Origin of the sequence: Trinickia dabaoshanensis (genome assembly GCF_002879885.1) — a bacterium.
In the GTDB taxonomy this organism is placed as follows: domain Bacteria; phylum Pseudomonadota; class Gammaproteobacteria; order Burkholderiales; family Burkholderiaceae; genus Trinickia; species Trinickia dabaoshanensis.
On record NZ_PNYA01000014.1, the window covers coordinates 161,169 to 175,385 of the forward strand.

Below are 14,217 nucleotides of genomic sequence, written 5' to 3' on the forward strand. Positions count from 1 at the left end.
CTAAGCCGATAGTTTGAACTCGCCGACGGCTTGCGCGAGTTTCGCGGCTTGCTCGCGCAGCATCTGCGCCGCCGCGGCCGATTCTTCGACGAGCGCCGCGTTTTGCTGCGTCGTGCTGTCGAGTTGGGCGAGCGCCTGGTTGACTTGGCCGAGCCCCGTGCTTTGCTCCGTCGCCGCCACCGAGATTTCGCCGATCACGTTCGTGATGCCGCGCACGCCTTCGACGATTTCGTCCATCGTCGCGCCGGCCGTTTGCACCAACGTGGAGCCCGCCTCGATCCGCTCCACCGACGAGCTGATCAATTGTTTGATCTCCTTGGCGGCCTGCGCGCTGCGTTGCGCGAGCGCGCGCACCTCGGCGGCCACGACGGCGAAGCCTCGCCCGTGCTCGCTCGCGCGGGCCGCTTCCACCGCCGCATTCAGCGCGAGGATGTTCGTTTGGAAGGCGATACCGTCGATGACGCCGATGATGTTCGCGATCTCCGCCGATGCCTTCGTGATCGCATCCATGGTCGAGACGACGTCTCCCACCACCTTGCCGCCGCGCATCGCGACGTGCGACGCCGATCCCGCGAGTTCGCTCACTTGGGTGGCCGCATCGGCGGAATTGCGCGCGGTACCCGAGATTTCCTCGAGCGCGGCGGCCGTCCTCTGCAAGTTCGCGGCGGCTTGTTCAGTGCGGCTCGACAGATCTTGATTGCCCTGCGCGATCTCGGCGCTGGCCACGTTCACCGATTCGCTGAAATCGCGAATATGCCGCAAGATCGCGCTGATCTTCTCGGCGAACAGATTGAATGCGTGCGCGATTTGCGAAGCTTCGTCGTTGCCGTTCACCGGAAGCCGCCGGGCCAGATCGCCGCTGCCGCTCGCGACGTCGGTCAAGGCGTCGCGCACCAGCAATACGCGTTTGAATGCCGCGTTCGTCAACGCCCCGACCAGCGCGGCCGAGAACAGCGCGACGAGTACGATCGCCACGAGGGTCGTCGTCGCCACGGCGCGCATGCCTGCCGTCACGTCCGCTTTGTCCATTGCCAGCACGAGCGACCAATCGGTGCCGGTAATCGGCTGAGCGCGCAGCAACTTCGTCGAACCGTCGATTTCGACGGCCAGCGAGGACGAGGCGCCTTGCATCGCTTTGAGCGCGTCCTGCGTCAGCGCCGGCGCCAATTCGGTGGCCGGCTTCATGATGAGATCCGTCTTGGCGCTGGCGATGACATTGCCCTTCGCATCCACGAGGAAGGCGAAGCTCGCCGGCGTGGGGTGAACGGACGTCACGATCTCGCTCACGCTTTGCATGAAAAGACTGGCCGCCATGACCGCTTTCACGTTTCCGTCACGAACGATCGGTACCGCGAACGCGACGGCGGGCTTCCCCGACGAGGCATCGCGATACAACGCCGTCACGACGATGTGACCGGCCGCGACGGCTTGCTTGTACCACGGTCGCGCGGTCGGATCGTAGTTGGGGGAAAGCGGCACGTTCGAAAACGCCGTCTTGTCCGGCAAGCCCAGCGTCATGACTTCGAAGCCGCCGGATTTGGCCAGCAGCTTGAGCGCCGGCACCGGATCGCCCTCTCCGACCGCGATCGTATCGGCCAGGGCTTGTGTTTCGCGGGTCCGGCTTTCGGCCCATCCGTCGATGGCGAGCGCATGGCCCGTCAGAATGGACTTGAAGTTCTGATCGATCGCCTCGTCGTTATGAATCTTGACGACGTAATAGAGGAGCCCGCCCGTGACCGCTAGTGCGGTCACCACGATTGCGACGCAAGCCACCAGGATTCGACCGCGAATGGTTCCGAGCATTACCGTAAGTCTCCGAGAGCTGCAAGATGCGATTGGGAAGCGAAGGCATTACGGTGGAGTTAACGACACAGTACAAACGAAACTTGAGATGCAAGGATCGAAAAGTGGGCAATTGCGCAATTAAGAACACCCTTAATTGCATGCCGCGGGGGAAGTCAACACGGCGGGGAAAGATGGGCGCGCGCCGCGCCGGTTGAAGATGGGGCGCGGCATTCGGTGCTCCGCCGGCTCAAAGTGGCGCGGGATAGAACGTATTGCCCACCACTTCGTCGGTTGCGACGTCACCCCAATCGAACCCGTCGATGTCGCGGCGCTTTACGCCCAGGTATTGACTGTGGCAATACAAGCCGTGCACCCAACGGCCACGCAAATACGGATCGGCAAGCGCCGAGAACTTGGCGGAGATCGGGTTCGCCATCGTTGCCTCCAAGCACTCGAACCCCAGCGCCGGAGAGAATAGCGCCCGCAATCCCATATCGCTGAATTGGAAGAAGTGCCAGGGACGCTCGTGGGAGGAAAAAGAGAAGTGAGTTTCGATGAAGAGCATGCCGCCCACTTTCAGCAGCTTCGATATCTCCGCGGCCACCACCCAAGGCATCGCCAGATGTTCGAACACCGCGCTTGAAAAAATCAGGTCGAACTTTTTGTCCTCGGCGAAGTAGCTCGATAGCTTATGAGCGTCGCCTACCACATCGACATTCGGTCCCGGATAGTAATCGAAGCCGATATATTTCGCTTTTGTGAATCGTTCCCGCATCGTGGATGCGCCGGTGACTTCCCGGCTGCCGATCTCGAGGACACGCATGCCCTCTTTATTGCCCAGTTCGACGCACAAATTCGCCTGGTTTTGGTGGGCATCCCTCAGTTTGTCGGGTAGCGGGACGCTGTTGTCCAACAAGGCGCGATCTATCTCAGCGTCCGACAGGGCCGGCTTGAATTGCTTTCTTTGTTCGTTCTTTCCGAACTTGGAAAAATGCACGAACCCGGTTACCAAGGGGTTGCGCAACACTTCCTGCGCAACGTCCGGATTCGCCAATAGATAACCCAACTCACTGAAGTTCTCGAAGGTCGCAAGCTCTATCATCATTTTATTTCAACGAATGTGCCGTAACGGTTGATGAAAACATTACGGGCTGCAATTCTCACGATTGCATGCCGGCGCACCGTACCGATCCGGTTTTAGCGGAACGACGACGTTAGCGCTCGCGGATGATAGCGCCGCCAATTGAGTTAATGAGCGGCCCAACGCGGACAATGAATAGGATTCCAAAGAGTGGAATCAATAATTCCTTGGTTTTAGTAAACTCTTTCGATTTCCAAAAAAATTCGCCCCTCAATCAAACCACTTCCGCTAAAGACGGAGGGGGCCGCGCCGAGGTTCAAGAACGCGCTACCGAGCCGGCTCGCTCCCGTGCAAGCCCGGCACGGTGACGAGCCGCGGAGGCCAATGGGTACTACCGCACACGCTCATCGTTCATCCCCTCGTCAATTGCGCTGCGCGCATGTCGAGCAACCATTATCGGAAGCGGGGAAGGAAAAGCGAACGAATCGTTTGGACTAACGATAGTACGGTTCGTGCAGCCGCTGTGGCACCATACTAAGCTCGCGCGGAACTACATCTCATGCAAGCATCCGATTCTTCCTCCGGCTACCTGAGCGACGTGACGTTTCCGGACCGCTTCCATCGGGAGTTGTCCCCCACGTGGCTGAACTACGCCAGCGTGCTCGGCGGCGCTCGCGCCAAGGCGCTGGGCCGGCCGTTTCGCTACCTGGATCTCGGCTGCGGCTTCGCGCATTCGACCATCGTCAACGCGGCCGCCTTTCCGCATGCGCAGTTTCACGCCTGCGATTTCAACCGGGCGCACATCGAAGCGGCCTCGCAGCGCGCCGCCCGGCTCGGCGTGGGCAACGTCGTCTTCCACGAGTCGAGCTTCGAGGCCCTGCTCGAACACGATTTGCCGGAATTCGATTTCATCGTGTTGCACGGCATTTATAGCTGGGTCGACGCCGACGTTCGCCAGGCGGTGCGGCGGCTCATCTCCGAGCGGCTTGCAGAAGAAGGGCTCGTTTATTTGAGCTACAACTGTCAGCCGGGCTGGTCCGCCGAGGCGCCGCTGCGCAAGCTCATGCTCGAATTTGCTCAATCGACTTCGGGCAGCATCGAAACGCGCACCGGCAACGCGATCGCAGGCATGCAAGCGCTCGGCAACCCGAGCTTTCGCTACTTCCGCGACAACCCGAGCGCCACGGAGGCGCTTTCCGCACTGGCGGCGAGCCCGCTCGACTATCTCGCGCACGAGTATTTGAACCGAACCTGGGAAATCCACTATTCGGTGGACGTACTCGACGATATGGCGCACACGGGCCTGGCCTACACAGGCAGTGCTACGCTCGCCGACAATCACCCCACCCTCTTGATGGATCGCCAGGCGGCCGAGGCGATCGCGGCTCTGCCGAACGCGCGGCTGCGGCATCTGGCCGAAGACTTCGCAGTGAATCGGCGATTTCGCCGCGACGTGTTCGTGCGCGGCGCGCGAGCGAGCCGATCGCAAGCGCAAGCGCTCGAGTCGCTAGAAGGCCTGGCCATCGGCTGCACGACCGAGATCGAGCGAATCGATACCCGCGCGACGATCCCTCGGGGCGTCCTCAGTTTCCAGCCCGAATTCATCGCCGATCTGCGCGCGCTGATGCAGCAAGGCTCGATGCGCATCGGCGAGATCGTCGCGAAGCTCAGCGGGGAAAGCCGTAACCCGCGCGAGATTTTGCAGAACCTGCTGTTTCTCGTCGCCGGGGGCGTGTTGACGCCGTTCGCGCACGCGGGCGGATATGACGCGACGGGCGTGCGGCGTGCCGCGAACGCGTCGGCCATGGCCGCGCTGGTTCGTAGCGCCGATGAAACGCAGGGCGCTTATGTGCCGAGCGAACTGCTTGGAAACGCCGTGGCCGTCGGTGCCGACGAAGCCAAGCAAGCGTTGCAATGGATCGCCGGCGATCCGGCAACGCCCTGCCCATCGCGTCTCGCGCGCCTCGGCGTGCTGTGCGGCACTTGAGCGGGGCGCGTGCGATGACTCCATCAAGCAGCGTACAAGCGGCACTCGGCCCGCAATGGCTCGAGCCGCTCTTGCTACGCGAGGGCGACGTCGATATTTGGGTTGCACTCGTGGCCCACGCGCCGGACGCCAGCCTGGCCGCGCAATTCGATTCGGTTTTAACAGCGGACGAACGCATCCGTCACGGCAAATTTTTCTTCGACAAAGATCGCCGCCGCTACCTCGTCACGCGCTCGCTGGTTCGATATGTTCTCTCTCGTTACATTCCGATCGCACCGCCCGATTGGCGCTTCGAGGCCACGGAGTTCGGCCGCCCGGCAATCGCGAATGTCCACCCGGACGTTCCCGGGCTGACGTTCAACATTTCGCATTCCGACTCAGTCGTGTTGCTTGGGGTAACGCGCGATGCGCAACTCGGGATCGACGTTGAGGACCTGCAACGGCGGGTTCCGCTCGATGTCGCCGACGGTTATTTCGCGGCCGATGAAGTACGGCAATTGAGAGCGTTGCCGCCGGCGCTGCAACCAGCGCGCTTCCTCGATTTTTGGACGCTCAAGGAAAGCTATATCAAAGCGCGCGGCAAAGGGCTGTCGATTCCGCTCGATCAGTTCGCATTTGATTTGAGCGATGGAGCGCCGGTGACAGTCACTTTCGATCCAAGGCTTGGCGATACGCCCGAGCGTTGGTCGTTCTGGCAATGGCGCCCGAGCGCGGAAAGCCTCGCCGCGCTTTGCGTCGAAAACAAGCGCGGTATAACGGCGCGCATTTCGGTCCGGAGGGCCGTGCCGTTCGTTTCTGAGCAGACGGTCGGGTTCAAGGTTTTGCGGGGCTCGGGGTTTTGCAAAACGCTTTGACCAGCCGCGGCGATCGCCGATCGCCACATACTTCACCGATTCCCCAGCACGCTCGAAGGCAATTATTTCCCATATTGGAAATAACTAGCGCTCACCTTGGAAATACGGTATTGTTTCTCAAGTGAGAAACATCGCGCATCGGCGCGCGAATTCCCGATTTGTTTCCGAGATGGGAAATTATGGCACGTCCGCTTGAAGCGCCTGGTCTCAAACCTCCCCCGCAGGTGCTCGACATCCAGGCGCTGGGAGAACTGGTGCGCCATCGGCGTCTCGAGCTGGAGCTGCGCATCGATGACGCCGCGCACGCGTGCGGCGTGGCGCCAAACGTCCTGTCTCGGCTGGAAAACGGCAGATCTATTGGCGTCGACCGCCTTCTGTTAGTGCTCTCCGGGCTGGGGTTAGGCATGCTTGTGACGCCCAAGGAAGCGGCGATGCGCTACCTACCGGATGATTCCGCCGGCGCCTACACGGCCAGGCCGTCGGACGAGGATAAGGAGCATAAGCAGTGAGCGAACATTCCCTTCATGCTTTCACCGATGGCCGTCTCGTCGGCAAGCTGATCCATGAGAGCCAGGAAGGTCGTTATAGCTTCCAGTACGCCGAAGGCTGGAAAGACAGCCGGGATTCGTTCTATCTCTCGCCTGCGATTCCGTTGGCCCGCGCCCCGGAACGCCCCGGCGCGGTGCAGCGATTCTTGGAGAATCTGCTGCCGGAAGGGCGTGCCCTCGATATCGCCTCCATCATCAATCAGGTGTCCAAGGGCAACACATTCGCCCTGATTAGCGCGCTCGGCAAGGAGCCGGTGGGCGCATTTGGCTTTGTCGCGCTCGACGCTAGCGAGCACGAGGCGGAGCACCTCGTCCGTCAACAACAGCTTCAGCCCGAACGCCGGCCGATGCCCGATGACGAGTTAAGTCAGCGTATCCGAGAGCGCGACGCCATTCCGTTCCCGGTATGGGATCGCAAGGTGCGACTTTCGCTCGCGGGATACCAGGACAAGCTACAGGTGCTCGTCGAGGGCGCCCAGCTTTCGCTCGTCGACGGCTCGCTCAGTTCCACGCACCTGCTCAAGCCGGAGAGCTTCAACCCGCGCATGCCATTCATGGTGGCCAACGAGCACTACTGCATGAGCCTCGCAGCTCGCCTGAATTTGCCGGTCGCTCCCGTGTCGATTCGCCGGCTGCCTGAACCGGTTTTACTCATCGAGCGCTTCGACCGCAAGGTTGAGTGGCGCGGCGGACTGGCGCACCGGGTTCAGCGGCTGCACGTCATCGATGCCTGCCAGGCGCTCGACCTACCGCGAGACTTCAAGTACGAGCGCAACCTCGGCGCGGGTGAGCACGTGCGCGACATCCGCGAGGGCGTGAGCTTCGAGCGCCTCTTCACGCTGCTCAACGAGATGGTGACGCCCGCGACCGCGCGTCCTTTTCTGCTCCGCTGGGCTTTGCTGCAGTTGATGCTTGGAAACAGCGACGCGCATGGAAAAAACATCTCGTTCTTTGTGAGCCGCGCTGGTCTTACTCCCGCGCCCATGTACGACCTCGTGTCCGTGAACGTCTACGGAGGGGATGTGGAGGCGGACATGGCAATGGCCTACGGCGATGCATTCACGCTCGAGGAAATCGGACCGTATCCGCTCGCAGATTTCGCACATCGTACGAAGACACCGCAGGCAACGCTCGCGCGTGAGATTACGCGCATGGCCGATGGCATCCTCAAGATCGCGCCTGCTCAGGCCTCATCCGACGTGTATGTCGGCGACGAGCGAGCGCATGTTCGACGTATTTCTGATTTCGTTTGTGCGCAGGCAAGCCGGCTGCGGGCCATGGCACTCGAGGTACCTAAGGTCGCCAGGAACTTGCTGTAGGACAACGAGGTTTGCAGTCCATCGCCGATTAGCGAACACCGCGCAACGCCCTCGCGATCTCCGCCACGAGTTGATGCTGTTGATACGGTTTGCGCAGCCGCACGATATCCGTCGTGCTTGCCGCCGGTAGCTCCGCATACCCTGTCGCCATGACGATTGGGAGGCCTGGCCTCAACTCGCGCGCGGCATGCGCCAACTGCATACCTGTCATCTTCGGCATCGAGTAGTCGGTAAAGAGCAGATCGACCTTCTTCCCACTCCTGAGCACTTCGAGGGCATTCGCGCCCGAATCGGCTTCGATCACCTCGTGCCCCAGGTCTTCGAGCAAATAGGCCGTGCTGTCGGAAATCAACGCGTCGTCGTCGACGAGCAAGATCGTCACGCCCTGAGCCACAACGGCGCTTTCGTCCCGCGCCGCTTCGACCGGTGCGGGGACCTCGGCCGCTTCCGGCGCCACGGGCAGCCATAGCTCTGCCTGCGTGCCGAGGCCAACCGCGCTTTCGAGCCTTAGCGCGCCGTTCAGTTGGAGGGCCAAGCCGTGAACCATCGAGAGCCCAAGGCCCGTGCCTTTGCCGAGTCCTTTGGTCGTGAAAAACGGCTCCATCGCCTTGGAAAGCGTCGTCGCGTTCATGCCGTACCCTGTGTCGGCCACACTGACGCGCATATAGTCTCCATCCGCGAGATCCACGCATTGGGTAGCATGCGCCACCTCGACAGCGATCGAAATCGTTCCGCCGTCCGGCATCGCATCGCGTGCGTTCACAACGAGGTTCAAGAGCGCGAGTTCGATCTGATTGGCGTCTGCAAGCGTGAGCGGCAGTTCCTCGGGCAAGGTCAACGCCAATTCGATGCCGGCCCCGACGGAACGCTCCAACAGGTCGGCCATCCCCCTGATCAGCCTCGATAGGTGGATCGATTCGATTCTGAGGTCTTGTTGCCGAGCGAACGCTAAAAGACGCTGCGTCAATGATGCGCCGCGCCGGGCACCCTGTAGTGCCCCATCGACGAGCCGCACGAGCTTCTCGTCGCGAACCTGCTTGCGCAGCAGCTCGAGATTGCCCATGACCGCCATGAGTAGGTTGTTGAAATCATGAGCGACGCCCCCCGTCAATTGCCCAATCATTTCCATCTTCTGGACCTGACGTAAGACCTCCTCCGCGTGCTCGCGCTGCCGGATTTCATCGAGCACGGTTTGATGCGCGCGCTCGAGCTGTGAGGTACGTTCGGACACCTTTGCCTCGAGCGTCTCATTCATGCGCTGCAAGTTCGCTTCAGCCGTTTTTCGTGCCGTGATGTCCGATGACACACCGACGAGCCGGGCCGCCTTGCGTTCCCGATCGAGCACATGCCTCGCCCGAAAATCCACCCAATGCAACGTGCCGTCTGGCCAGATGCACCGGAATTCGATGGCTACATCCGTGCGCGTTTCCATACTGAGTTTGATTGCATCGCGCATGCGACCGCGATCGTCCCGATGCAAGCAAGCTTCGAAATCCGCGTAGGTCAACGTCCTGCTCCCTGTGCGGCCCAGGACTGCTCTCGCCGCTTCGGAAGCGGCGAAATGCGTAGGCGGCAGGTCGAGTTCCCACTGACCGAGTTGTCCGGCGGTTAGCGCGATCCGCAACCGGGCTTCGCTCTCGCGGAGCTCTTCCATACGCGAGCGCGCTTCGTACTGCCGATGACGCCCCCGCTGCGCCGTCGCGACCACGCTGACAAACGTCATCGGATGAAACGGACGTTCGAGAAAGACGACATTTCCGAGCGCTCTGATCAGCGTCCGCGCACCGGAGTTGTGATCGGCGGCATGGCCCCTGTGGGTCAGGACGATAAAGGGGAAGTCCGACCATTCCGGCTGCCTCCTCACCCAAGCGGCGACTCGCGTGATATCCGCATCGCGCAGCGCTTCTTCGGTCACCACCGCGCAGCCGATCTCATCGTTCAGCAACGCCGAAAAATGCTCGAGATCCGCGCATATGACGGCCTCGGTCCCTGCCTCGCGCAATAACGCGGCGGCAACGGGGGCGTCTCGTCCAAGCGGCGCGAGAATGAGCGCCGGACAAGCATTGCGCTCAATCGTCGTCATTGGGCGCAATACCAACGTCCGGCGGTGTGTCTTGCCCAACGAAACTCGGCACGCCGCGCAGCACACCTTGGAAATCGTTGAGCGCTGGTCCCACGGTCAAGCCATTAGCGCCGATCTGGAATTCCCGGATCGTTTTTTCGTGGCCGCCTGTGCGCTTCTTGATCACGGACACCGCGCGACGGACGTGCCCACGCGCTTCGAAATAGCGCAGCAGGATCACCGTATCCGCAAGATAGGTGACGTCCACAGGGGCTCTCATGTCTCCAACCAAACCATGCTGAGCGACTGTCAGGAACGTGCTCGCGCCCTGCCGGTTCAAGTATTGGAGAAGCTCGTGAATATGAAGCACCAGCGCGTTTTCTTCCGGCATGGCGGCCTGATAGCCGTTCAAGCTGTCGATCACCACCGTTTTCGCCTGGGCGTCGTCGACACAGGCACGAACACGTTGGGCAAATTCACCGGGGGATAGCTCCGCGGCGTCGACTTGCTCCACATGCAAGCCGCCCGCATCGCGCATTGCCTCCAGATCGAAACCCATCTGGCGCGTGCGATCGAACAGCAGCCCGAGTTCTTCATCGAACACGAAGAGGGCCGCCTTTTCCCCGCGCTGAAGCGCCGCCCAGATGAATTGCAGCCCGAACGTGGACTTTCCTGTACCGGCGGGGCCGAGAACGAGCGTGCTCGAGCCTCGCTCGATGCCGCCGCCGAGCACGTCGTCGAGTTCGCTCACGCCACTGCTGATGCTTCCGCGGTCGAGCCGCGAGCGGTGCTCTGCCGCGACCAGGCGAGGGAAGACCGAAACGCCGCCGGTTCTGATCGCGAAGTCATGATATCCACCGCGGAACTGACGTCCGCGATATTTGGATACTCTTAGCCTGCGCCGCTCCGCCCCGTAGGCGGGGGCGAGCTCTTCCAGCTTGATGACGGCGTGAGCAATGCTGTGGACGGTCTTATCGTTCGAATCCGAGCTTAGATCGTCGAGCAGTAGGACCGTTGCGCCGGATCGCGAGAAGTAGTGCTTGAAGGCAAGGATTTGACGGCGGTAGCGCAGGGAGCTTTGGGCGAGCAATCGGATCTCGGACAAGCTGTCGAGGACGATACGCTTCGGCCGCACCCGTTCGAACGCGCCGAGAATCGTCCGCGTGGTTTCGCCCAGCTCGAGGTCGGACGAGTATAGGAGGCTCTGTTGGTGCTCCGCATCGACCAGGCTTTCCGGGGGCACGACCTCGAACACGTCGATTGCGTCGCTAAGACGCCAACCGTGCGAACGTGCGCCGCTGCGCAGTTCTTTTTCGGTTTCGGACAAGGTGACGTAAAGTCCCCGCTCGCCCGCCTCGGCGCCGGTAATCAGAAAGCGCAGCGCGATCGTGGTTTTTCCCGTTCCGGGGGCGCCTTCTAGGAGGAAAATGTTGCCTTCGGCGAGTCCGCCCATCAATACCTCGTCGAGCCCAGGCACGCCGGTTCTGGCCGTCAGTGTAATTCCCGTCTCTGTATCCATCCATCGCTCCAGTTGATCGAGGGGTTTCGGGACGTTGTGACCTGAAATTTTTGCAAAACGTTCGTTGGATGCAGGCCTCCCCTAGGGGCTTGATGTAGCTTTAGGGGAATGCGCGCAGTCTTCGTTTTGCTGCCTTTCGGGAAGGCTACTTGCTTGAGCAGGTTTTGTGCCTGCGAGCGTTCGACGGGAACTGACGGCTGACCTTCACGTATCGAAGCGACTTACCGGATCAGAGCGCGGCCTTCAGGTCCGCCAGCGTCATCATGACGGTCATCGGTGCAAGCGGCGAGACCTCGAAGCCCAGCGCGATCCACGGCCAACCGTGCGAGCACGATCACGGGGATAGGATCAGGCATGATGCGGCGGAAACGGCCCAGCGCCGCGTCGACATCGACAGCGCCCGAGGCGAGCGCGTAGTAGGCGATCAGTTGCGCATCGTCGAAGACGACGAAGGTACGCGTGGCGCCGCTCGCTTGATTTTTGAGCGCCCGGCGCCTTAGCCATTCATCGGGAGGCGGCGATGCTGCCGACTGGAGAATTCAGGGCATCCGAGGAACGGCGGACGCGGCCCCCTGCCATGTCGACGACACCCAAGTGAGAGGTTCCCCAACCCGGGATGCGAGCAAGCACAAGCCGCACAGTCTGCTACACTGGCCCGACGGGATTACTCCAGACGAAACGAGCGTTCTTTTCGAGCCGCAATGACCGCTAGCCCTGCGCCGCTCGTATAGCTCCAGCGATCCATTTCGTTCGAGAGACCGTGCGTGAACGGCAAATGTAATTAGAACAATTTCGCGCAAGAATCGGGGGACCATATGCTTGACGATTACCTCAGGGTTTCAGTTTCGCAAGGGGACGCTCGTCTCTTCGGAGTGCGAGTGCGCGCTTTGTTCGGCGGTGTGAGCGAACCGGACATCGTCCGACTACTCACGCGTCTGGACAACGGGGCCGGCACCACGAGCGAAAAGCTTCTAAGGTGGGAGCCCCGCTTTGCCCAACTGACTCGGTCGGGCCTTTCAGGCTCCGCGTTGGCAGCAACGTTCAACGCCTTGCTGACCGGCAATCACGCTTTGACCGGTCAGGAGCTCCACGACTTCTGGAGTGCCGCGCTCGGCCGCACGGGTGAATCCGAGATTTTGGTTGCCATCGTTCGCGAATTGATTTCCGTGCAAAACGGATTGAATGGAGAACAGATTCGCGATCTGGTCATGCTGTTTCTGCACGGCGCGACCCCGTGGATCAGTCTTTCGAAACGGGAACTGCTAACGGCCCTGACTAACCTTCGCCTCAAGTTTTCGCCGTTGCAGACGCGCGCGTTCTGCCTATTCTTCAGGGTCAACTTGCCGGGCACCGTGCGCGTCTCTGCGCAAAGATTTTTGGAAATCTGCGACGAGGTAGGAAGAGGCGCACTAACAGCGCAAAACATATCGATCGCACTGCATACACACGGCAATCTCACTGACGCCGATCTAGCCACCCTTCTGTTCACGGGACCGTTCACGTACTGCATGCAGTACTTGGGCACTGCGCTGCCGCCGGCATTGGTCCTTCCGATGAACGTACATAACAGCCCTGGCGGAGTGTTGGCGTTTGCCGTGTCTCAGGGAACTGCACGACGCGTAGCGGAGGTGCTCACCAAGGCTTTCACTGCAACCATGCCTTCCGACGTCCTCAGTCGTGTGCTTTGCCACCTGCGACACATGACGGCCGGTGATCGAGTGCAAAGGCTCGGGACCTTTATCGACGAGGCCGCGGCGAATCTCACCGCAAGAGGCCGGCGCCATACCTGGGTTGAAATTCTCGACCTGGTCGACCAGTTCGTTGCTGACTTACGTATCGCGAATGGCCCCGCCGCATTGGCCGTTGGAGCTCAGATTAGGCGGGGGCAGTGCGTATGTTCAGGGGAGCGGATCAAATACTTCCTGCGCGCGCATACCTACCGATACTTCGACTTCACGATAGTCGACCGGTCGAAGGACGACATTACGATGTTCCCGCCAGGAATGGCGGAGGCGGCCATGCGAAACCTCGTAACGCAAGTGTTCGGGGCTCTAAGCGCCGCCGCGATCGAGGACGCGAGCGACGCCGCTGAAATCATCATTTCGAATGTGCGCGTGGGAATGCTCGACTACGAAGTCGGGTTGGTTGCGCATGGGGGACTTCCAGCGAACTCGGTCGCGCTGCTTCATCTCATGCCCTTTCTTGCGAATGCGGATCAGTATTGGCACAAGAATCTGTTGGCCGCGGTAGGCCGTTTGTTCTAGGGCAATGAGCGCTAAGTCAGATACGGCGCTTCAAGCTCGCGCCTAGTCACGAATGAGCAACCCTCGTTGTCAGGTCCAGACCCAACGCTTGCAGCACCGCCAGCATCGTCTTTAACGTCGGGTTGCCCTGATCGCTGAAGGAACGATACAGTTGCTCGCGCGAGAGCCCCGTTTGCCCTGCAATTTGCGCCATCCCCTTGGCACGGGCTACCACTCCAAGCGCATGCGCGATTTAGGCTGCATCGTTCGTCTCGAACGCTTCAGCCATGAACACCGCCATCGCCTCCTCACTGCCTAAATCCTCGGCAGGGTCATAGGTCGTTAGCTTTTCGGCCATCTCACTCTCCGAACTCGTTTGCCAGGCGATCAAGCCGCGATGCGATGGTAATCCCCCCGCTTTTAACGCGAGCAGCTATGCAATCGACAAAGTCAAACACGGCTCGACCGGCCAAAGCAAGGGCAGCCCCCCGAGTCTCGCCGCGTCGCCGATTGGCGGTGACGACAGTCTGCTTCCATATTTTTGGCACGCCCCTTAAGTTTCAGTGTTGATTGTCGTTAAAGATATGCCCTCGCAGTGAAGCATATAGTTATCAGGATGACCAAATGAAATCACCCTACTCCCTTATCGCACCGGTACTGGCCTCGGCGCTTGCGGGATGCGCCGTTGCGGTTGTCACGGATCGGCGTAATGGAGCCGGGGAAGATCGGCGTAAAGGCGCCACGTGGAAGGGTTCGGAAACGCGGTTTCGAACGCCGTCAAGAATGCTAGTTTTTGGCCCGTTTTTCAATGCCTGAAAC

At 60.8% G+C, this 14,217-nt stretch carries 10 protein-coding genes; 5 read left to right on the plus strand and 5 right to left on the minus strand.

Annotated elements, in window-relative coordinates; genetic code table 11:
• Together C0Z18_RS16900 and C0Z18_RS16905 are read right to left on the minus strand one after the other, a co-directional pair.
• On the minus strand, positions 1-1,803 hold the full coding sequence (locus C0Z18_RS16900) for a methyl-accepting chemotaxis protein (RefSeq protein WP_102646561.1): 1,803 nt from the start codon (positions 1,801-1,803) through the stop codon (positions 1-3).
• 229 nt (positions 1,804-2,032) lie between these two features.
• Positions 2,033-2,890, minus strand: coding sequence for a class I SAM-dependent methyltransferase (locus tag C0Z18_RS16905; RefSeq protein ID WP_199189471.1), 858 nt, complete (start codon positions 2,888-2,890; stop codon positions 2,033-2,035).
• Between the two features lie 535 nt (positions 2,891-3,425).
• Here C0Z18_RS16905 and C0Z18_RS16910 point away from each other — a divergent pair.
• The 4 genes from C0Z18_RS16910 (at position 3,426) to C0Z18_RS16925 (ending at position 7,574) form a co-directional block, all read left to right on the plus strand.
• Positions 3,426-4,853: a class I SAM-dependent methyltransferase gene (locus tag C0Z18_RS16910; RefSeq protein ID WP_102646562.1), complete on the plus strand. Its 1,428-nt coding sequence runs from the start codon at positions 3,426-3,428 to the stop codon at positions 4,851-4,853.
• A gap of 14 nt (positions 4,854-4,867) precedes the next feature.
• Positions 4,868-5,707, plus strand: coding sequence for a 4'-phosphopantetheinyl transferase family protein (locus tag C0Z18_RS16915; RefSeq protein ID WP_158244249.1), 840 nt, complete (start codon positions 4,868-4,870; stop codon positions 5,705-5,707).
• A gap of 179 nt (positions 5,708-5,886) precedes the next feature.
• Positions 5,887-6,216 carry a helix-turn-helix domain-containing protein gene (locus tag C0Z18_RS16920; protein ID WP_233217345.1) on the plus strand — a complete coding sequence of 110 codons (330 nt, stop codon included), beginning with the start codon at positions 5,887-5,889 and terminating at the stop codon, positions 6,214-6,216.
• On the plus strand, positions 6,213-7,574 hold the full coding sequence (locus C0Z18_RS16925) for a HipA domain-containing protein (RefSeq protein ID WP_102646564.1): 1,362 nt from the start codon (positions 6,213-6,215) through the stop codon (positions 7,572-7,574). The genes C0Z18_RS16920 and C0Z18_RS16925 overlap by 4 nt, the downstream gene beginning before the upstream one ends.
• A 28-nt stretch (positions 7,575-7,602) precedes the next feature.
• Here the strand turns inward: C0Z18_RS16925 and C0Z18_RS16930 are convergent, their stop codons facing one another.
• Together C0Z18_RS16930 and C0Z18_RS16935 are read right to left on the minus strand one after the other, a co-directional pair.
• Positions 7,603-9,657, minus strand: a complete 2,055-nt coding sequence (locus C0Z18_RS16930) for a PAS domain-containing hybrid sensor histidine kinase/response regulator (RefSeq protein WP_102646565.1) — start codon at positions 9,655-9,657, stop codon at positions 7,603-7,605.
• Positions 9,644-11,155: an ATPase domain-containing protein gene (locus C0Z18_RS16935; protein WP_102646566.1), complete on the minus strand. Its 1,512-nt coding sequence runs from the start codon at positions 11,153-11,155 to the stop codon at positions 9,644-9,646. The genes C0Z18_RS16930 and C0Z18_RS16935 overlap by 14 nt, the downstream gene beginning before the upstream one ends.
• A gap of 878 nt (positions 11,156-12,033) precedes the next feature.
• Between C0Z18_RS16935 and C0Z18_RS16945 the strand changes: the two genes are divergently transcribed.
• Positions 12,034-13,419 (plus strand): hypothetical protein, encoded by a 1,386-nt coding sequence (locus C0Z18_RS16945; protein WP_146014026.1) that lies wholly within the window; start codon positions 12,034-12,036, stop codon positions 13,417-13,419.
• A 46-nt stretch (positions 13,420-13,465) separates the two neighbouring features.
• Here the strand turns inward: C0Z18_RS16945 and C0Z18_RS33840 are convergent, their stop codons facing one another.
• Entirely contained in the window at positions 13,466-13,651 is a 186-nt protein-coding gene (locus tag C0Z18_RS33840) for an addiction module antidote protein (protein WP_332888214.1), read from the minus strand.
• Between the last annotated feature and the right edge of the window lie 566 nt (positions 13,652-14,217).